We start from the raw sequence: 19,874 nt of genomic DNA, 5'->3' as shown, positions 1-19,874 counted from the left end.
GTCGGCTCAGCGGGCGAGCGGAACCTCGATGAGCTGACGTCCGCCGACGGGCGAGGTGAGCACCTGATCGAGCGCCGAGCGCGTCGTGACGCGTCGATACTCCCAGCCGTACGCGAGCGCGAGCTGCTCGAGTCGCGCCTCGTGCGGTGTGAAGAGCACCCGGTCCGCGGCTTCCGGCGGTGCGGTGCCGGCGACCTCGAGCCCGTCGAAGATCGTCCCGCCGCCGTCGTTGCCGACGATGACCTGGATCCGAGGCTCATCCTCGGAGCCGGGGAGCAGCAGCGAGCCGACGTCGTGCAGCAGCGACAGGTCGCCCGTGAGCACGCGGGTGACGCCCGCCCGGGCGTCGTCCTGGCTCGCCACAGCGATGCCCATGCCGGTCGCGATGATGCCGTCGATGCCCGCGAGACCACGGTTGGCGTGCACCGGCACCTTCTTGCCGCCGAGCACCGTGTCGGCCACGCGGACGAGCCTCGACGAGGCGAAGAGCAGACGATCGTGCGGCCAGCTCGCACGCCAGACGGCGTCGACGAGCGACTCGCGGTCGAGCGGAGCCTTGAGGACGGCCATCTCGGCCGAGATGGCGCCGAGTCGCTCCTGCGGCACCGCCGACGCGAGCCCATCGGCATCGGGGGCCGCGGGGCTCAGGTCGACGGCCTCCTCGCGTGACGCCCGCATCCAGGCACCCAGCCAGTCCCGGTCGGTCTCGCCGGTCGCGACCGACACTGCGGAGACCGCGGTCGTCGTGCCGTTGAGGTTGAGATCCTCGCCCGGGCCGCGCACGGCCCAGACCTCGATATCCGTTCGCGAGAGCAGCGCGGCCACTTCACGGCTGAGGGTCGGATGCCCGAACACCACGACCCGTTCGACCTCCGAGGCGAGCTCGGCGCGGGCGAGGACCGCTCGGTACCCGTGCACGAGATGGCGCCCGAAGCGCGCTCCGCTGACGACCTCGGCGATGAGCGGCCAGCCCCCCGCGTGCGCCAGGTCCTCCGCAGCCGGACCGGCGTCGGCGCCCGCGACGACGAGCGTGTTCGGACCACGGGTGAATTCCACCGGCTCAAGGGGCGTCGCGGGCTCCGCCTGTCCGATCCCGCCGCCACCCTGATAGTGGGCACCCGAGACGGTGGCGTCGGCCGCCTCGTCGGCGTCCGTGCCCGCGGCAGCCGCGGCGAGCGCCGACGCGGTGTCGGTGTCGGTGTCGGTGTCGGTGTCGGTGTCGACCAGCCACGGCGGGAGCGCACCGGACAGCGGGTTGCGGTACGGCAGGTTGAGGTGCACCGGGCCGGCAGGATGCGATCGATCGCCGCGCGTCGCCGCGAGCGCCTCGACGGCGAGCGCAGCGATCTCGGCCGACTGCGCCGCAGTGGGTTCGTCGTCGACGGTCTCCGGTGTCACGGCGTCGACCTCGAGCCGGACGAAACCCGAGAACATCCCCGGCTGCCGCGTGGCCTGATTGGCTCCGATACCTCGCAGTTCGGGCGGCCGGTCGGCGGTCAGCAGCAGCAGCGGAACCCCGGAGTGGTGTGCTTCGAGCACCGCGGGCATCAGATTGGCCACGGCCGTTCCCGACGTGCACACGACAGCTGCCGGCATCCGCGTCTCTCGTCCGATGCCGAGAGCGGTGAACCCGGCGACGCGCTCGTCGATGCGGACGTGCAGACGCACGAGACCCCGCCGCTCCAGTTCCGCCGCCACGAGAGCGAGCGCCTGAGACCGCGATCCCGGGCTCAGGACGATGTGGCGCACTCCCCCGGCGACGAGTGCGCCCAGAAGCGCCGCTGCGGCGTCGGTCGCGGGCGCCCGGTCCGGCGGCGTGGGAGCGTGTCGGGCTCCGCCCATGTCAGGCCCGCGGGCCGCGTGAACCGGCCGGTCCCTCAGCATCGTCGTCGCTCTGCGACGACCGAGTCGGTGGGGTGTCACGCGGGTCGTCGGCCTCGGCGTCGAGTGCCGCGAGCTCCTCCTCGAGACGGCGGATGCGCTCGTCCTGGTCGCGCGTCGATCCGAGGCTCCCGAGGAAGTCGGGGTCGTCGTCCGGCGCGCGGCGGGCAGGAGCGCTCGCACGACGGCGGGCTCGTCCCACGACGAACCAGAGGATGCCGCCCAGCACGGGCAGCAGGACCACGATGAGGATCCAGACCGGCTTGCTGACGCCGCGGTGACGCGTGGCGTCTTGCAGGGCGCAATCGACGATGCTGTACACCCAGAAGGCGAGTGCCAGCAGCACACCGATGAGCAGGAGCCGCGCCATCCTCCCATCCTAGGCGTCCGACAGGCCACTCGGCCCGGACGTAGAATGGCCGGATGAATGCCCGCTCGGCCGTCGTCTACTCGGTGCTGCGGCTCCTCGCCTTCCTGATCCCGTTCGGCATCATGATGCTGTTCCCGATCATGCGCGAGTACTACTGGCTCTCGGCGATCTTCGCCGCCCTCATCGGCTTGAGCCTGTCGATGATCTTCCTGCGGCGACCGCTCGACGACGTCGCCTCGGGCCTCGCGGAACGGCGCACGCGTCGCTCCGGCGCCCAGGCCGACGCCGACGCCGAAGACGCCGCGTCCTGACGCGGGCTCGCGCCGAGGTCAGCCGACGAAGGCCCAGAGCAGGAAAGCGCCGTACGCGACCGAGGTCAACGACGTCAGCGCGAGCGCGACGACCAGCTCGCGCGGCTGGCGGTACGTCCACACGATGAGGATCGCCGACAGGGCGGGCAGGAGCGCGAACAGGCTGAGCCAGGCGATCGGGTAGACCAGCGCGAGCAGGACGGCGATCGCGAACGGCGCCAGCACGAACAGGGTGAACACGACGCGTGTCGCCGTCGCCCCGATCAGCACACTGAGGGTGCGCTTGCCCGCGATCCGGTCCTGATCGATGTCGCGGAGATTGTTGGCCAGCAGCACGGCACACGCGAGCAGACCCGCACCCACCGCGCCGAGCCAGCTCTCCTGCGGCACCGATCCCGCCTGGACGAAGGTGGTGCCCACGGTGGCGACCAGTCCGAAGAAGACGAAGACGAACACTTCGCCCAGACCCGCGTAACCGTACGGACGCTTGCCACCGGTGTAGAACCACGCGGCGACGACGCAGGCCGCCCCGATCAGCAGCATCCACCAGTGCCCCGTCCGCACGACGATCGCGATGCCGGCGACGGCCGCGAGTCCGAAGAACGCCAGGGCGACGATCAGCACGGTACGGGGGCGCGCGAGCCTGCCCCCGGTCAGGCGGGCAGGGCCGACACGCACGTCGTCGGTGCCGCGGATGCCGTCGCTGTAGTCATTGGCGTAGTTGACGCCGATCTGCAGCGCGACGGCGACGACGAGGCAGCACAGCGCGATGACCCAATGCAGTTGCCGGTCGACGAGCATCGCCGCTCCGGTGCCGATGAGGACCGGGGTGATCGCGAGCGGCAGCGTGCGCAGGCGCGCCGCACCGATCCAGTCGCGAGCCGTGGCCTTGCGCGGCGGCGGAGCCGAGACGAGGCCGCGCTTGGCGGGGTTGCCGCCGCGCTGCGCGGGACGGGACGACTTCGGGGAGCGAGACGAACGAGCCACGAGGGATCATCCTAGATCGCGAGCATGCGACGCACCGCCGCGCGGTCGGGTTTGCCGCTCGCGAGTACGGGCATGCGATCGACCGCGACGACGCGCGCTGGGCGCGCGGGCTTGCCGAGCCGGTCGCCGACCGCCACCCGGAGCTCGCTGAGCAGCACCGACTCGTCGACGCCGATCTCGGCGAGCGCCGCGTTCTCGGCGACGACCGCAGACGACTGCCCCCATCGCTCGTCGGGGATCGCGACGACCACCGCCGACGCGAGCCCCGCGTGCTCCCGGACGACGGCTTCGACCCGGTCGAGCGAGATGTTGACGCCTCCGGAGATGATGACGTTGTCGATGCGACCCGTGACCCGCAGCACGTGCCCGTCGAACTCGCCGGCGTCGCCGGTGCGGTACCAGCGCACACCGTCGTCGACGATGAAGGATGCCGCCGTGCGGCCCGGCTCGCCGAGGTAGCCGTCGGCGAGCATCGGGCCCGAGAGCTGCACCTCGCCGGTGACGATCCGCACCCCCACTCCATCGAGCGGGACGCCGTCGTAGACGCATCCGCCGCTCGTCTCCGTCGACCCGTAGGTGCGCACGATGCGCGCCCCCAACCGCGCGGCCCGCTCGCGCTGCGGCAGCGGGAGCGCCTGTCCGCCCACGAGGATCGCCTCGTAGGCCCGCAGAGCGTCGGCGACGGCGGCATCCGTCTCGGCCGCATCGAGCAGGTCGGCGAGCTGGGTGGGGACCAGCGAGGTGAACATCGCCGCACGCTCCCCGCCGATGCTCGAGTGCATCGACGCGGTGACCGCGGCGAACGCGGCGGGAGAGAACGACCCCGCGAGGACGGCCGGCTCGTGACCCGCGAGCAGACTGCGCACCATCACCTGCAGCCCCGCCACGTACCCGGGCGAGAGGGCGAGGAGCCAGCGCCCCTCGCCGATGCGGGCCGCGGTAGATGCGGCGCTCGCGATGAGGGCCGAACGGCTGAGCACGACGCTCTTGGGCACCCCCGTCGACCCCGACGTCGTCACGACGGCGACGGTTCCGGGCGGAGCCTGCGCCGGGGCGCTCGGGCCGGCGGGTACCCCGAGGGCGAGGGCCGGCCCGGCACCGTCGAGGGTCTGCCGGAGAGCCCGGAGCACCTCGCGGGGCTCCGATGCGACGGAGACGAGATCGACCGACATATCAGAGGCGAGTCGTCTCAGAAGTGGTACGGGTAGGGCGACCAGTCGGGGTCGCGCTTCTGCAGGAAGGCGTCACGTCCCTCGACGGCCTCGTCGGTGCCGTAGGCGAGACGGGTCGCCTCGCCCGCGAACACCTGCTGGCCGACCATCCCGTCGTCGATCGCGTTGAAGGCGAACTTCAGCATGCGGATCGCGGTGGGCGACTTGCCGAGGATCGTGCGGGCCATCGCGATCGCCTCCCGTTCGAGCTCGGCGTGCGGGACGACACGGTTGACCGCGCCCATCTCGTAGGCGCGCTGGGCGGAGTACTCCTCCGCGAGGAAGAACACCTCGCGGGCGATCTTCTGCCCCACCTGGCGCGCCATGTACGCCGAGCCGTAACCGGCGTCGAACGACCCGACATCCGCGTCGGTCTGTTTGAACCGGCCGTGCTCGGCCGAGGCGATGGAGAGGTCGCACACGATGTGTAGCGAATGCCCGCCGCCGGCCGCCCATCCCGGGATGACCGCGATGACGACCTTCGGCATGAACCGGATGAGGCGCTGCACCTCGAGGATATGGAGGCGTCCGGCGCGCGCCGGGTCGGCGACGGCGGTCTCGTCGTCGCTGTACTTGTAGCCGTCGCGGCCGCGGATGCGCTGGTCGCCGCCCGAGCAGAACGCCCAGCCGCCGTCCTTCGCGCTGGGTCCGTTGCCCGTCAGCAGCACGACGCCGATGCGCGGGTCCTGGCGCGCGGTGTCGAGCGCGCGGTACAGCTCGTCGACCGTGTGCGGGCGGAAGGCGTTGCGCACCTCGGGACGATCGAACGCGATGCGCGCGATGCGCCCGTCGTTCGAGACGTGAGCCGTGATGTCTGTGTACGCGTCGGCCCCCGGGGCGAGCGACCATTCCGCGGGATCGAACAGTTCCGAGACCATGCCGCCAGCCTATGCCGCGGTGGGAGGATGAACGCGTGGACCCCGCCCTGCCCCTCCCCTCTCTGACCGAGCTGCTCGAGCGAGCGCACGTCGTCGCGCTGCCGCTGACGACGCGTTTCCGCGGTGTCGACGTGCGAGAGGCCTTGCTGCTCGAGGGGCCCGAGGGCTGGACGGAGTTCTCGCCGTTCACCGAGTACGACGACGACGAGGCCGCGACCTGGCTGGCTGCCGCCATCGAGTTCGGCTGGACCGCGATGCCCGCGCCGATCCGCGAGCGTGTCGCCGTCAACGCCACCGTTCCCGCCGTCGCGGCCGAGCGCGTCGCCGAGGTGCTCTCGCGGTACGACGGATGCCGCACAGTGAAGGTCAAGGTCGCGGAGCGCGGCCAGGTGCTCGCCGACGACGTGGCCCGCGTGCGGGCAGTGCGCGAGGCGCTCGGCCCCGAGGGGCGCGTGCGGATCGACGCGAACGGCGCGTGGAATCTCGACGAGGCCGAGCACGCGCTCCACGCCCTGGCGGAGTTCGATCTGGAGTACGTCGAGCAGCCCTGCGCCACGGTCGACGAGCTGGCGGAACTGCGCCGCCGCGTGCGTTACATGGGCATTCCGGTCGCCGCCGACGAGAGCGTCCGCAAGGCCGATGACCCGCTCGCGGTGGCGCGGGCCGGCGCCGCCGATCTGATCGTCATCAAGGCGCAGCCGCTCGGAGGCGTGAGACGTGCGCTCGCGATCGTCGCGGAGGCAGGACTTCCCGCGGTGGTCTCGAGCGCCCTCGACACGAGCGTCGGCCTGTCGATGGGGGTCGCCCTGGCGGCGGCTCTGCCCGAGCTCGACTTCGACTGCGGGCTGGGAACGGCCTCGCTGTTCGCCGCCGACGTCGCAAGCCCCGCCCTGCGTCCGGTCTCGGGTGAGCTCGCGACCGGGCGGGTCGCGGTCGACCGGGATGCCGTCACCGCACTCGCCCCGTCAGCGGACCGGCAGCATTGGTGGCGTGAGCGCCTCGAGCGGTGCCACGCCGTGCTCGCGCGACAGCGCTGACCTCAGGTCGCATCGGCCTCGGGTCGCACGGGCCTCAGGCGTCGAGAAGGGCGGTCGCGAGCTGCCCGATCCGCTCGTGGAGCAACCGCGTCGTCTCGGCTTCGCCCAGGCCCTCGATCGCCGCTCGTTCGCACGTCGCGTCGGCGAGATCGACCATGAGCTGCGCGACCTCCGTCGTCGGCAAGCGAAACCGCAGCTCGTAGACCTTCCGGATGTCGTCGACGATCACCCGGACGCGCTCGATGATGCCGTCCTGGAGGCGCAGGTACGCCTCGGCCATCCGCTCGTCGCGGAGTGCCTGCGCCCGCAGCTCCGACACCAGCCGGGGCTCCATGCCCGCGAGCGAGACGCCGACGACTTCCGGGACGAGCGAGGACGGGTCGGGCGCTGCGGTGCGGTCGAGAGCACGAACCCGGTCGGCGACGAGGTCGAGCTTCTCGCTGGATGAGCGCTCGACCAGGGCGAGGAAGAGCTCGCCCTTCGAGTCGAAGTTCGAGTAGAACGCGCCACGCGAGAACCCGGCGCGGTCGCACACCGCTTCGACGGAGGCGGCGTCCAGACCGACCTCGGCGAAGACCTCGGCGGCGGCGTCGAGCAACCGGGCGCGCGTGTTCTCGCGGCTTCGGGTGGCCGGGCGGGCCTCGGCATCCATGGTGCTCCTCGTGTTTCACACCGATCGTCCAGCCTGACCGATGAGGGATGACCCTAGGATACATTGGTGTATCGGATACAGCGCTGTATCGAACAACCATGACGATCGATCAGACCTGGAGCGCCCGTGTCCACACTCCTGTTCACCCTCGGACGCTGGTCGTTCCGTCACCCGTGGCGGGTGCTCGTCTCCTGGCTGCTGATCCTCGTGATCGCCGGCGGCGGCGCCGCCCTGTTGAACAAGGGCACCGACAACTCCTTCTCGATCCCGGGAACCGAGGCGCAGGAGGGGCTGGAGCTGTTGAACCGCACGTTCCCCCAGGCGAGCGGCACGAGTGCTCAGCTCGTCATCGTCGCCCCCGAGGGCCAGAGCGTTCGTGACGACCCGTTCGCCACCGAGGTCGCCGACACCGTGACCGCGTTCGGCGACCTCGGCGACGATGTCCTCGCCGTGACCGACCCGTTCGACCAGACGGTCTCGGGGCTGGTCTCGGAGGACGACCGGGCCGCTATCGTCCGCGTGCAGTTCGACGGCGAGTCGACCTCGGTCAGCGGCGAGACGAAAGACGCGCTCACCGCGGTGGCCGACCGGATGCGCGCCGATCTGCCCGCGGGCACGCAGATCGCGCTCGGCGGCGATCTGTTCTCGACATCGATCCCGGCACTGTCGATCGTCGAGGTGATCGGCGTGCTCGTGGCCCTGTTCGTCCTCATCGTCACGTTCCGCTCGTTCGCCGTGTCGTGGTTCCCGCTGGTCAGCGCTCTCATCGGTGTCGCGCTGGCGACGGCGATGATCTTCGTCGCGACGCAGTTCGCCTCGGTGTCGTCGACGACGCCGCTGCTGTCGGTCATGCTGGGTCTCGCCGTCGGGATCGACTACTCGCTCTTCATCGCCGCGCGTCACCAGGACCAGGTGCGCGCGGGCATGGATCCCGAGGAGTCGGCCGCACGCTCCACCGGCACCGCGGGATCGTCGGTCGCCTTCGCCGGTATCACGGTGCTCATCGCGTTGATCGGTCTCAGCTTCGCCGGCATCCCCTTCCTCACGACGATGGGCATCGCGGCAGCGGTCGCCGTCGCGATCGCCGTCGTCGTCGCCGTCACCCTCACCCCCGCTCTCCTCGGATTCGCCGGAGCGCGGGTCGCCGGCTGGCCCCGCCGGGCGAAGCGGTCGCGCAAGCGTCCGGCAACGCCCCGTCGATCGTTCTCGGAGCGCTGGGTGCGCGGCGTCACGCGGCATCCGCTCGTCACGACGATCGCGGTCGTGGTGGGTCTCGGCATCGTCGCGATCCCGTCGGCCAGCCTCACCCTCGCCCTCCCCAACGCGGGCGTCCAGCCGCCCTCGAGCGAGGCCCGGCAGGCATACGACCTCACCGCCGAGCACTTCGGTCCCGGCGCGAACGGCCCGCTCATCATGACGGGCACCATCGTCACCTCGAACGACCCCTTGACCCTGATGCAGGACATCGGCGACGACATCGCGACGATCCCCGGCGTGAAGGAGGTGGCGCTCGCGACGCCCAACGAGACCGCCGACACCGGTCTCGTCCAGATCGTTCCCGAGACCGCACCCGACTCGCCCGAGACCGCCGACCTGGTGCGCGAGCTGCGCGCCCAGCACGACCGTCTGCTCGACGAGTACGGCGTCGACCTGAAGGTCACCGGGTTCACGGCTGTCGGCATCGACATCTCCGACCGGCTCGGCGAGGCACTGCTTCCCTTCGGCGTCTTCGTCGTCGGGCTCTCCCTCATCCTCCTGACGATCGTGTTCCGATCGATCTGGGTTCCGATCAAGGCCGCCCTCGGCTACCTGCTGTCGGTGCTCGCCGCGTTCGGCGTCGTCGCCGCGGTCTTCGAGTGGGGCTGGTTCGCCGACCTGTTGCACGTCACCCGCGAGGGACCTGTCATCAGCTTCATGCCGATCATCCTGATGGGCGTCCTGTTCGGCCTCGCGATGGACTACGAGGTGTTCCTCGTCTCGCGGATGCGCGAGGACTACGTCCACGCCCGCCGTGACCGCGGTGGCCGCGCCGACCGCCTCACCGCCGTCGGGGCCGTTCGCTCCGGATTCACCTCGTCGGCACGCGTCGTGACGGCGGCGGCGGTCATCATGTTCGCCGTGTTCGCGGCGTTCGTCCCCGAAGGCGACTCGTCGATCAAGCCCATCGCCCTGGGGCTCGCGGTCGGCATCGCCGTCGACGCCTTCCTCATCCGTATGACGCTCGTGCCGGCCGTCATGGCCCTCCTCGGCGAGAAAGCGTGGTGGATGCCGCGCTGGCTCGACCGCATCCTGCCCCACTTCGACATCGAGGGCGAGGCCGTCGAGCGCGAGCTGTCGCTGCGCGAATGGCCCGAGCGCAACACCTCGGCGGCCCTGGTCGGAGAAGGGGTCGCCGTCCACGCCGACGACGATGGCCGGATCGCGGTCTTCACCGACGCGACCTTCCGCGTCGAGCCGGGCGAATCGCTCGTCGTCTCGCACCCCGATCCGCGGGTCGGCCGCGCCTTCGCCCTCGCCGTCTCCGGGCGTCTCCGCGTCGACGACGGGCTGCTCCGCGTCGGCGGCCACCTGCTGCCGGAGCGGGCGCCGTGGGTCCGCGCGCATGTCGGCCTCACGCTGCTCGACGACGCGACCGACCCGGTCGCCGAGCTCCGTCGCGCCACCGCCGGCGGGGCGACGATCGTGGTCGTCGACGGTCTCGACGCCCTCGCCGGCGCCGACCGCGACCAGGCCGCGGCGGTGCTCCGCGACGCGGCATCCGATCTCGACGACCGCCACGCAGGGGCCGGCGCGCTCACCGTCGTGGCTGTCGTCCGGCGCGAGCTCGGCGTCCTCGACATCCTCGCCGAAGCGCATCGCGCGACACCCCACTCCCTCCCCCTGCACGGCGGTGCATCCGCGGCGTCCGCGTCCGAACCGTCGCACCCGAACACCGAGGTGATCTCGTCATGACCCTGCCCATCGAGCGCGCCCGCTCGCGCAAGCCCATCACCTGGCTGACGATCGTCGGCGTCATCCTGCTGCCCGTCCTCATCGGCGGCGTGTTGGTCGCCGCGCTCTACAACCCCGTCGAACGGCTCGACAACATGCGCGCGGCCATCGTGAACGACGATCAGGCCGTCGAGATCAACGGCCAGCTCGCACCGCTCGGCCGGCAGCTGACTGCGGGCCTCGTCGCCGGCTCCGACGAGGTTCCGAGCAACCTCGACTGGGTCATCTCCAACGACGAGGACGCCCGGACCGGACTCGCCGACGGCACGTACGACGCCGTCGTGACCATCCCGAGCGGGTTCTCTGCCGCGGCCACGTCGACCGCTCCCGGGGGAACGCCGGAGAAGGCCACGATCCGCGTCGACACCGCCCCCGACAGTCTCGTCGTCGACGACGCGATCACGGCACAGATCACGCAGGCCGCCACATCGCTCATGGGCTCGCAGCTCTCGACGGTGTATCTCGAGAACGTCTTCCTCGGCTTCACGACCCTGGGAGACCAGCTCGGGGATGCCGCCTCGGGAGCCCATCAGCTCGCCGACGGCGGTCGCCAGGCGGCCGACGGTGCGACCCAGCTCGCCGATGGCGCCGGCCAGCTGGCGAGCGGCGCTGGGACCCTCTCGGACGGAGTCGGTCAGCTCGCAACCGGTGCCTCGCAACTCTCCGACGGCGCCGCAGCGACTCAGACCGGGCTCACCACGTGGGCGCAGGGCGCACGTACGCTCGCCGGCGGCACCAATGAGTTCGCCACGCAGCTCTCGCAGTCGCTGAACGGACTCAGCGTTCCCGAGATCCCCGCCGAAGCGGTCGCCGGCGCGCAATACCTCGCCGAGAACTCCGACCGTATCGCCAGCGGTGTGACGCAGGCCGCCGACGAGCTGGCCGCAGTGTCGGCGAGCTGCGAGGCCGATGGCGGGTCGGCGCAGGTCTGCGACGCGCTCCGCGCCGTCTCCGCCCGCACGCAGACCGCACTGCCGGAGGTCACCGGAGTGATCGGCCAGTCGGGCCAGATCGCCGGACAGGTCTCGGGCCTCGCTGCATCCGCTCCCGAGCTGATCGCAGGCTTGCAGCAGGCCGCGGGCGCGGCGACACAGCTCGCGAACGGCATGACCGAGCTCGCCGACGGCGCCGACGCGCTCGCTACCGGAGGCGGCCAGCTCGCTTCCGGCGCCTCGGCACTGGCCGACGGTGCCGTGTCCGCCGCCGATGGCGCCGCGCAGCTCTCGTCCGGGGCGGGCGAGCTGTCCGGAGGCGCGACCGACCTCGCGTCGGGCGTCGGCACGCTCGCCGATGGCACCGGCACCCTCGCCGACGGCCTCGACACCGCGACCGCGGCGCTGCCCTCGTACACCGACCAGCAGGCGACCGACCTCGCCAGCGTGGTCGCTGCACCGGTCGCCGCCGAAGGCCTGGGATCCGAGCTGTTCGGCGCCTCGGCGATCCCGCTCCTCACGGGCCTCGCCCTCTGGCTCGGCGCGATCGGTTCGTTCGTCGCGCTGCAGGCGGTCCCCCGCGGCGCGCTGACCTCGCGACGCCCCTCGTTCCTGCTGACCCTGCGAGCATTCGCTCCGGCCGCCGTGGTCGGGCTCGTGCAGGGTGTGCTCGTGGCCGTCGTCGTGCAGCTCGCTGCGTCGTACGACCCATGGACCTGGGCCGCATTCGCCGGGCTCTCCGCCCTCGCCGGCGTCGCCTTCGCCGCGGTGAACCAGGCGCTCGTCGCCCTGCTCGGCGGAGCCGGCCGGTGGGTCGCAGCGGGCGTCGCTGTGCTGGCGGTGGCCACGGGAGTCGTCTCGACCGTGCCGGGAGTGCTCTCGCAGATCGCGGGACTGCTGCCGACGGCATCCGCCTATCAGGGCCTGCTCGCGGTGCTCACCTCGGCCGGAGGTGCCGGAGCCGCGATCGCGGGACTGCTCGTGTGGACGGCGATCTCACTCGTGGTCACGGTGATCGTCACGGCGCGTGCGCGCACGACCTCGGTGCGCGCCGTGCTCCAGCCCGCGACCGCCTGACTCCGCACAGCCCCCGCCCCCGCCTCCATGTTGAGGCGGGGGCGGAGCTGTACGGGCGACTCGGGCGAATAGCCCGCCGGGTCTTCAGCCGACAGGTCACGCCCCGACGACATCAGGCTTCGGTTGGCAGATCACGCCCGCTCGCACGCCGGGAACAGGACAGCTTCTGCCAAGCGAAGCGATGTCCCCGCACCACGACGAGCTCCGGCTGACACATCACGCCCCCTCGCACGCCGGGACCGGGCACCTACTGCCAAGCGAAGCGATGTCCCCGCACCACGACGTGCCTCGGTTGGCAGATCACGTCCGCTCGCACGCCGGGAACGGGCACCTCCTGCCAATCCAACCGGGTGCAAGCTCAGCGAGGGGTCAGCTCAGGCCGCTGTACGCGTGGAGGCCCTTGAAGAACTGGTTGACGATGATGAAGTTGAACAGCACCGCCGAGAAGCCGACGATCGAGAGCCAGGCACTGCGGGTGCCGCGCCAGCCGCGGGTCGCGCGAGCGTGGATGTACCCGGCGTAGAGCACCCAGATGACGAAGGTCCACACTTCCTTCGTGTCGAAGCCCCAGTACCGGCCCCACGCGTCGTTGGCCCAGATGGAGCCCGCGATGAGGGTGAAGGTCCAGAAGATGAAGCCGATGATCGCGAAGCGGTAAGCAAGCGACTCGAGGGCGTCGGCACTCGGCAGGGTGCGAAGGAACCGCGCGCCATCGCGCCGGGGCGCGGATGCCGCGGATGCCGTCTCACCGTCTTCGCCGCTGACCCGGGCGAGAGCACGCGCCTCGCGTCGCGCCTGCATGAGCTGCACGATCGACAGGGCGAACGCCAGCGCGAAGAACGCCGACGCCAACGACGCCACGAAGACGTGGATGACGAGCCAGATCGACTTCAGCGGGTCGGCGAGAGGCACCACCGCGACGTGGAAGTTGATGACCGAACCACCGAGCAGGACGACCGCGAGCCCGGTGATGAAGGTACCGAGGAAGCGGAGGTCGTATCGGAAGAGCACCACGAGATAGACCATGACGACCAGGAGCAGACCGGTCAGGGCGAACTCGTACATGTTCGACCACGGCACACGCTCGGCGGCGATGCCGCGCAGCACGGTCGCGCCCAGGTGGAACAGGAATCCGATCCAGGTCAGGGTCGTGCCCATGCGCGCCCAGAGCAGACGCGGGCGGTCTGCGGGCCGAGCGTTGAGGGCGAGCTCCGCCTGCGCCTCCGCAGCGCGGATCTCGCCGATCGTCTGAGCGCCGCCTGCGGCGACGAGGGCGGGCGCAGCGGCCGCCGCCGGAACCGTGTCCTTCGTCTTCAGCGCGAGGTCGGACCGGCGCGCCAGATCGACCGCGTAGGCGATGAAGGCCAGCGCGTACACAGCCACCGCTGTCCATACGAGCAGGACCGATACGGCATCCAGCGACAGGTCTTCGGGCATGATCCTCAGTTTACGTCGGGCGCTTGCGCGCGGGCGGGGCGGGGACGACGGGGACGCTCGGCCTCCGGCGGCAGTTCGACCTCGTCACGCCCGAGGGCGGCGAGGTGGCTGCGCGAGATGTCGGCGACCGCCTGGGCGATCGCGGGATCCTCGCCGCGGGCGAGGCCGGCGTACTCCAGGCGGATCGCACCGTCGACGGGAGTCGCCTTGACCCACAGGCGCCGACGCGGCACGAAGAGCCCCGCGAGCAGGCCCAGGGTGGCGAGGATCGCGAACACGAGCACGAACGGCGCCCCCACGTCGCGGTGGATCGACAGCGAGACGTAACGCTTCACCGCTTCGTCGGCACCCGACGCCCGCTGGTCCTCGAACGTCACGGTGCCGCGGCCGCCGGGCAGGTCGACCGTCTGACCGGGCTCGAGCTCGAGCGACGCGACCCCCGAGTCGCCGCCGGCGATCTGCTCCATACCGGTCGGGTCGAGCGTGTAGACCGAGCGCGGCGTTCCGTCGTCGATGCCGAGGTCCCCCTCGTACACGCGGAAGGTCACGAGCGGGTTGGTGAGGTCGCCGTAGGCGGAGGCGATGGCCCCCGACTCGAGTGTCGCCGCCGTCGGGTAGAAGAACCCGGCGAGTCCGAGCTGCTGCGGCATCCCATCGGCGATCTTGACGACGCCGATCGAGGTCATGTTGTTGTCCTGCGGCAGGAACGGCACGTCTTCGCTGAAGACGACCTCGCCCGCGGCGTCGCGGACGGTGATCGTGGGGGCGTACCCGTTGCCCATCAGGTAGATGCGGTCGCCCTCGATCCCGTACGGATGATTCACCCGCACCTCGCCGTCCCGCGGCTCCTGCCCGGGCTCGGCCACCGTGAGATGGGCGAGGAAGTCGCCTGCCATACCGTGGCCCGGTCCCCCCGTGAACGGACCGTACGAGACGTCGAACTCGTCGAGGGTCAGCGAGTACGGCGGCATCTGGTCGGTGTCGACGAACCGACCCGGGTTGAACGAGGTGTAGCCCAGACCGAGCGAGTTGACGAACGTGTCGCCCTCGACGATGACGGTCTGGCCCGTGTAGGTCAGGCCCCCGCCGACGCCGACCGAGATCAGCACGCCCACGAGTGCACCGTGGAAGACGAGGTTGCCCGTCTCACGCAGATAGCCGCGCTCGGCCGAGACCGAAGCGGTCTGGCCCGAGTCGTACCGCTCGACGCGGTAGCCCGACTTGCGCAGCTGCCGCTGGGCTTCGTCGATGGCGGCGGAGGCGACGGCCGCGGCATCCTCGTCGTCGCGCAGGGAGACGCCGACCGTGCGGTGATCCGCCAGCCGCGACAGGCGGGCGGGAGTGCGCGGCGGACGCGACTTCATCGCCTGCCAGTGGTGCTTCGTCCGCGGGATGACGCACCCGACGAGCGAGACGAACAGCAGGATGTAGATCGCCGAGAACCACACGGACGTGTACACGTCGAACAGCTGCAGCGCGTCGAGGATCGGATACAGGTCGGGGTTGTCGGTGCGCCACTGGGTGACGCCGTTGGGGTCGGCGCCACGCTGCGGCACGATCGACCCCGGGATGGCGGCGATCGCCAGCAGGAGCAGCAGCACGAGCGCCGTGCGCATGCTCGTCAGCTGACGCCAGCCCCACCGCAGCCATCCGACGACGCCGAGCTGGGGCTGCGTGATCGGGCGGTCGCCGCCGGCCCCGCTGTCGAGAGGGGCGTCGGAGTGGTCGCCCGGTCGCAGCGGCGCCGAGGGATCGGCCTGGTCAGAGGAAGGTCGGGACACCGGCCACCACTCCTTGGAAGACGGACATGATCGTGGTCCAGACGCCGGTGACCATCAGCACGCCGAGAACGACCAGCAACGCACCGCCGGCGATGTTCACGACGCGGATGTGCCGGCGCACGAACGCCACGGAGCGGGTGGCCCAGCTCGCGCCGAGCGCGAGAAGCACGAAGGGGATGCCGAGGCCGAGCGAGTACGCGACGGCGAGAACCCCCGCACGGGCGGGATCGGCCTGGCTGAGCGCGATCGAGAGGATCGCGGCGAGGGTCGGACCGATGCACGGCGCCCAGCCGATGCCCATCGCGATGCCGAGCAGCGGGGCTCCGGCGAGACCGAGGTTCTGTCGCAGCTGCGGCCGGTAGATGCGCTGCGCGAAGCCGAACATCCCGACGAAGACGAGGCCGAGCACGATCACGACGGCGCCGAGGACGCGGGTGATGACGTCCTGGTACTCGAAGAAGACCCGGCCGATGGTGCCCGCGAAGACGCCCATCGCCAGGAAGACGACGGTGAATCCCGCGATGAAGAGCCCGACGCCGAGGAGGAGTCGTCCGCGGCCGGGGCCGGAGGGGACGGTCGCCTTCGCCACCGTCGGAGAATCCGTCGAAACGCGGACCGATCCGCCCGCATCCTCCGACGTTCGCGAGATCCTCCGATTCCCGTCGCGGCCGGCCGCACCGGCGGCGGGCTCACGCGGCGTGACCGCGCTGCCGAGGAAACCGAGGTAGCCGGGTACGAGGGGCAGGACGCACGGCGAGAGGAACGAGACGAGGCCCGCGAGCACGGCGATAGGCACCGCGAGCCACAGGGCTCCGCCGAAGACGATCTCGCCCGGGTTCACGACGATCCCGCGCCGGCGCCCGCCTTCGCGGCGTCCTCGACCAGAGTGCGGAGGATGCCGGCATCCCGAAGCTGCCCGACGATCCGCGCGGCGACCCGGCCCTCGGTGTCGAGCACGAGCGTCGTGGGGGCGGCCTGGACCGACGCGGATGCCGCGAGCGCCAGCTTGAGCTCGCCGTCGCCTTGCATGAGCAGCGAGGGGTAGCCGATGCCGTAGTTCTGCTCGAAGGCCGCAGCCTGCTCGGGCCCGTCGTAGATGTTGATGCCGAGGAAGTCGGCGCCGACGGCCTGCGTGTCGGTGTAGACCTCCTGGAGCAGCGGCGCCTCGGCGCGGCACGGCCCGCACTGGGCGTACCAGAAGTTCAGGACGAGAGGCTTTCCGGCGTAGTCGGCGCTCGAGACCGTCGAGCCGTCGACGGCCGTTCCCGTGAACTCGATCGGGGCGCCCCGTTCAGCCTCCGGGATCTCGGTCGTCGTGCCGTCGCCTGAGATGAAGCCCTTGTTGTCACCGTCGCGGTACTGCCCGGCGAGGTCGTCGTTCGGGCTCGAGCAGGCGGCGAGCCCCGCCGCGAGTCCGAGGGCGAGGGCGGCGGCCATGAGGCGACGCTTCATCAGACGGCTCCTACATCGACGGCGCCCGCGGTCGACGCGGGCTCGGCATATGCGACCTCGCGCCATGCGGCGCGCTCTCCCCCGTCGCCGAGCTCGAAGCTCGTGACGCTCGAGAGGGCGCACCGACGTCGGCGCGGGTCGTGGCGCAGGGGTTCACCCGCGATCGCGAGGTGGGTGATCCAGATGGGCAGCTGGTGCGAGACGATCACGACGTCGCCCGCATCGCTCGCATGCCATGCGTCGCGCATCGCAGCGTCCATGCGCGCCACGATCTCGATGTACGGCTCACCCCAGCTGGGGGTCGCCGGCGTGCGCAGGTGCCGCCAGTTCAAGGGATTGACGAGCGCGTGGCGCATGCGCCGGCCCTCGAAGACGTTGTGCGGCTCGATGACCCGCTCGTCGATGACGGGGTCGAGGCCGAAGAGTTCGGTGAAGGGTTCGGACGATTCGCGGGTGCGCTGCAGCGGAGATGACATCAGCGCGGCGACCGGGCGGTCCAGCGACGCGACGTACTCGGCGGCGGAGCGGGCCATACGACGGCCGTCCTCGCTCAACCCGAAGTGCGGCAGCCGTCCGTAGAGCACGCGCCGGGGGTTGTGGACCTCACCGTGGCGCACGAGGTGGAGACGGGCTGCGGGCACGGTCTCCAGTCTACGGCGGCCGCTCCTATGCGGACCCTGAGCGCACGACCGGTCAGGGCCCCTCCGGGCTCGGCTCGGGGGCGGTGCCCGAACCGGTGGTCCGGCCGCGCCGCAGGTCGCGCACGCGCGAAACGACGAACCACACGACGAGCACGGCGACGACGATGATCACGATCGTCTGGAAGATCTCGGCGTACTGCTCGACGATGTGCCAGTTCTCACCCAGCAGGAAGCCCGCCATCACGAAGATCGAGTTCCAGATGAGGCTGCCCGCCGTCGTGAGCAGCCCGAACTTCCACCAGTGCATCCGGGCGACCCCCGCGGGGATCGAGATGAGGCTGCGGAAGAGCGGCACCATGCGCCCGAAGAACACGGCGATCGACCCGTGCTTCTCGAACCAGTGCACCGACCGCACGACGTCGTCGCCGGTCACGAGCGGCATCCGGTCGGCGATGCGGCGCAGGCGGTCGGCGCCGAGCCACCGGCCGAGGACGTAGAGGATGTAGGCGCCGAAGACCGACCCGAAGGTCGTCCACAGGATCGCCTCCGCGAGGGTGAACGAGCCGCGCGAGGCGGCGAGCCCGGCCATCGGGAGCACGACCTCGCTCGGGATCGGCGGGAAGAGATTGTCCATGCCGACCGCGATCGCCGCGCCGGCGGGCCCGATCGTGTCCATGAGCGAGACGGTCCAGTCGGCGAGGGTCGTCAGCCACGACCCTCCCTCCTCGGCGGCAGGTGCCGACGCGTGAGCGTAGGCGGTGCGGGTCAAGACGGTCATCGGGTGCCTTCGCGCTCGGTGATCGGATGCCCGGGCGGGCCCCGCGCACAGCCTAGGGGCGCGACGTCGGAGATAGCTGGACGCGTAGACTCTCCCCTCGTGAGTGAACGCGTTCTCGTCCAGCAGCTGCAGGCCCGCCCCGACGGCCCCGTTTCGGTGTCCGGATGGGTCGAGACCGTCCGCGATCAGAAGAAGGTGCAGTTCGTCATCCTCCGCGACGAGACCGGCGCCGTGCAGCTGGTCAACCCCGCGACCCGCCCGACCGAGGACGGCAGCGAGCAGGATGCCGCGGCCCTCGCCCTCACCGAGCTGATCTCGAACCTGTCGACGGGCACCTTCCTGACCGTCACGGGAGACCTCAAGCACGACGAGCGGGTCAAGCTCGGCGGCGTCGAGATCAAGATCGGCGCCCTCGACATCGCGGCCGCGGCCCTGCCCGAGACCCCGATCGCCGCCGACTCCGGCCTCGACAAGCGCATGGACTGGCGCTTCCTCGACCTGCGCCAGCGCCGCAACAACCTCATCTTCCGCGTGCAGACGACGCTCGAGCACGCGATGCGCACCTACTGGATCGAGCGCGACTACATCGAGATCCACTCCCCCAAGCTCATGGCATCGGCATCCGAGTCGGCAGCTGAGCTGTTCGAGGTGCCCTACTTCGAGGACAAGACCGCGTACCTCGCTCAGAGCCCGCAGTTCTTCAAGCAGATGGCGCAGTCGGCGGGCTTCGGGAAGATCTTCGAGATCGGCGACGTCTTCCGCGCCGACCCGTCCTTCACCTCGCGCCACGCGACCGAGTTCACCTCGATCGACGCCGAGATCAGCTGGATCGACTCGCACGAGGACGTCGCCGCGATGCAGGAGGAGTTGCTGCAGTTCGCCTTCCAGGCCGTCAAGGACAAGCACGGTGACGAGATCGCCGAGCTGTTCGGCGTCGAGGTGCAGGTGCCGCAGACCCCGTTCCCCCGCATCCCGCTCGCCGAGGCACGCGAGATCGTCGCTGCCCGGGGCTACGACATCCCGCGCACCGACGGCGACCTCGACCCCGAGGGCGAGCGCCAGATCTCGGCGCACGTGCTCGAGACGTACGGCCACCAGTTCGTCTTCATCACCGACTACCACCCCGAGATCCGCGCGTTCTACCACATGCGCGACGAGGAGACCGGGCTCACGAAGTCGTACGACCTGCTCTTCAACGGCGTCGAGATCACGACGGGCGCGCAGCGCGAGCACCGCGTCGACGTTCTCGTCGAGCAGGCCAAGGAGAAGGGTCTCGAGCCCGAGCACCTCGACTTCTACCTCGACTTCTTCCGTTACGGCGCCCCGCCCCACGGCGGGTTCGGCATGGGTCTCGCACGCGTGCTGATGCTGCTGCTCGGCGAGTCGTCGATCCGCGAGGTCACCTACCTCTTCCGCGGTCCGACGCGCCTCGCCCCGTAACACATCCCCCCACGCACC

17 protein-coding genes are annotated in these 19,874 nt (G+C 70.9%); 5 read left to right on the top strand and 12 right to left on the bottom strand.

The genetic code is table 11. The features are described from left to right. Positions 1-6: 6 nt before the first annotated feature. The gene (menD, locus tag QUC20_RS03745) at positions 7-1,842 is read right to left on the bottom strand and encodes a 2-succinyl-5-enolpyruvyl-6-hydroxy-3-cyclohexene-1-carboxylic-acid synthase (RefSeq protein WP_289330995.1); all 1,836 of its coding nucleotides are present in this window, start codon (positions 1,840-1,842) and stop codon (positions 7-9) included. Between the two features lies 1 nt (position 1,843). Further along, positions 1,844-2,251, bottom strand: a complete 408-nt coding sequence (locus QUC20_RS03740) for a PLD nuclease N-terminal domain-containing protein (RefSeq protein ID WP_120263314.1) — start codon at positions 2,249-2,251, stop codon at positions 1,844-1,846. A 53-nt stretch (positions 2,252-2,304) separates the two neighbouring features. On the opposite strand from QUC20_RS03740, the gene QUC20_RS03735 reads away from it, so the two are divergent. Next, positions 2,305-2,562, top strand: coding sequence for a DUF4229 domain-containing protein (locus QUC20_RS03735; RefSeq protein ID WP_120263315.1), 258 nt, complete (start codon positions 2,305-2,307; stop codon positions 2,560-2,562). An 18-nt stretch (positions 2,563-2,580) separates the two neighbouring features. On the opposite strand, the gene QUC20_RS03730 is transcribed toward QUC20_RS03735, so the two are convergent. Genes QUC20_RS03730 through QUC20_RS03720 form a run of 3 tightly spaced genes read right to left on the bottom strand, consistent with a single transcriptional unit; the run spans position 2,581 to position 5,638 of the window. Then, positions 2,581-3,549, bottom strand: coding sequence for a 1,4-dihydroxy-2-naphthoate polyprenyltransferase (locus tag QUC20_RS03730; protein ID WP_289330994.1), 969 nt, complete (start codon positions 3,547-3,549; stop codon positions 2,581-2,583). 11 nt (positions 3,550-3,560) lie between these two features. After that, a complete protein-coding gene (locus tag QUC20_RS03725; RefSeq protein WP_289330993.1) occupies positions 3,561-4,721 on the bottom strand; it encodes an AMP-binding protein in 1,161 nt (386 codons plus the stop codon). 17 nt (positions 4,722-4,738) lie between these two features. Then, positions 4,739-5,638 carry a 1,4-dihydroxy-2-naphthoyl-CoA synthase gene (locus tag QUC20_RS03720; RefSeq protein ID WP_120263318.1) on the bottom strand — a complete coding sequence of 300 codons (900 nt, stop codon included), beginning with the start codon at positions 5,636-5,638 and terminating at the stop codon, positions 4,739-4,741. 47 nt (positions 5,639-5,685) lie between these two features. Between QUC20_RS03720 and QUC20_RS03715 the strand changes: the two genes are divergently transcribed. After that, on the top strand, positions 5,686-6,675 hold the full coding sequence (locus QUC20_RS03715) for an o-succinylbenzoate synthase (RefSeq protein ID WP_289331464.1): 990 nt from the start codon (positions 5,686-5,688) through the stop codon (positions 6,673-6,675). Positions 6,676-6,709: 34 nt separating this feature from the next. Here the strand turns inward: QUC20_RS03715 and QUC20_RS03710 are convergent, their stop codons facing one another. Then, positions 6,710-7,327, bottom strand: coding sequence for a TetR/AcrR family transcriptional regulator (locus QUC20_RS03710; RefSeq protein ID WP_120263319.1), 618 nt, complete (start codon positions 7,325-7,327; stop codon positions 6,710-6,712). Positions 7,328-7,453: 126 nt separating this feature from the next. Here QUC20_RS03710 and QUC20_RS03705 point away from each other — a divergent pair, with 126 nt between their 5' ends. Together QUC20_RS03705 and QUC20_RS03700 are read left to right on the top strand one after the other, a co-directional pair. Then, entirely contained in the window at positions 7,454-10,279 is a 2,826-nt protein-coding gene (locus QUC20_RS03705) for an MMPL family transporter (RefSeq protein WP_289330992.1), read from the top strand. After that, positions 10,276-12,327 (top strand): YhgE/Pip family protein, encoded by a 2,052-nt coding sequence (locus tag QUC20_RS03700; RefSeq protein ID WP_289330991.1) that lies wholly within the window; start codon positions 10,276-10,278, stop codon positions 12,325-12,327. The genes QUC20_RS03705 and QUC20_RS03700 overlap by 4 nt, the downstream gene beginning before the upstream one ends. A gap of 369 nt (positions 12,328-12,696) precedes the next feature. On the opposite strand, the gene ccsB is transcribed toward QUC20_RS03700, so the two are convergent. Genes ccsB through QUC20_RS03670 form a run of 6 tightly spaced genes read right to left on the bottom strand, consistent with a single transcriptional unit; the run spans position 12,697 to position 18,416 of the window. Then, positions 12,697-13,764 carry a c-type cytochrome biogenesis protein CcsB gene (gene ccsB, locus QUC20_RS03695; RefSeq protein ID WP_289330990.1) on the bottom strand — a complete coding sequence of 356 codons (1,068 nt, stop codon included), beginning with the start codon at positions 13,762-13,764 and terminating at the stop codon, positions 12,697-12,699. Positions 13,765-13,769: 5 nt separating this feature from the next. Continuing rightward, complete coding sequence (gene resB, locus QUC20_RS03690) at positions 13,770-15,545, bottom strand: cytochrome c biogenesis protein ResB (protein WP_289330989.1); 1,776 nt, start codon at positions 15,543-15,545, stop codon at positions 13,770-13,772. After that, a complete protein-coding gene (locus tag QUC20_RS03685; protein WP_289330988.1) occupies positions 15,526-16,386 on the bottom strand; it encodes a cytochrome c biogenesis CcdA family protein in 861 nt (286 codons plus the stop codon). The genes resB and QUC20_RS03685 overlap by 20 nt, the downstream gene beginning before the upstream one ends. Further along, positions 16,383-16,997 carry a TlpA family protein disulfide reductase gene (locus QUC20_RS03680; RefSeq protein ID WP_120263325.1) on the bottom strand — a complete coding sequence of 205 codons (615 nt, stop codon included), beginning with the start codon at positions 16,995-16,997 and terminating at the stop codon, positions 16,383-16,385. Before QUC20_RS03680 ends, QUC20_RS03685 begins: the two co-directional genes overlap by 4 nt. Beyond that, entirely contained in the window at positions 16,997-17,638 is a 642-nt protein-coding gene (locus tag QUC20_RS03675; protein ID WP_120263326.1) for a histidine phosphatase family protein, read from the bottom strand. Before QUC20_RS03675 ends, QUC20_RS03680 begins: the two co-directional genes overlap by 1 nt. Before the next feature lie 52 nt (positions 17,639-17,690). After that, on the bottom strand, positions 17,691-18,416 hold the full coding sequence (locus tag QUC20_RS03670; RefSeq protein WP_120263327.1) for a DedA family protein: 726 nt from the start codon (positions 18,414-18,416) through the stop codon (positions 17,691-17,693). Positions 18,417-18,515: 99 nt separating this feature from the next. Here QUC20_RS03670 and aspS point away from each other — a divergent pair, with 99 nt between their 5' ends. Continuing rightward, positions 18,516-19,856, top strand: coding sequence for an aspartate--tRNA(Asn) ligase (gene aspS / locus QUC20_RS03665; RefSeq protein WP_289330987.1), 1,341 nt, complete (start codon positions 18,516-18,518; stop codon positions 19,854-19,856). Positions 19,857-19,874 lie beyond the last annotated feature (18 nt).

This window comes from Microbacterium arborescens, assembly GCF_030369635.1.
Taxonomy (GTDB): domain Bacteria; phylum Actinomycetota; class Actinomycetes; order Actinomycetales; family Microbacteriaceae; genus Microbacterium.
Note: the sequence above shows the minus strand (reverse complement) of the source record. Positions and strands in the feature narration are given on the sequence as shown.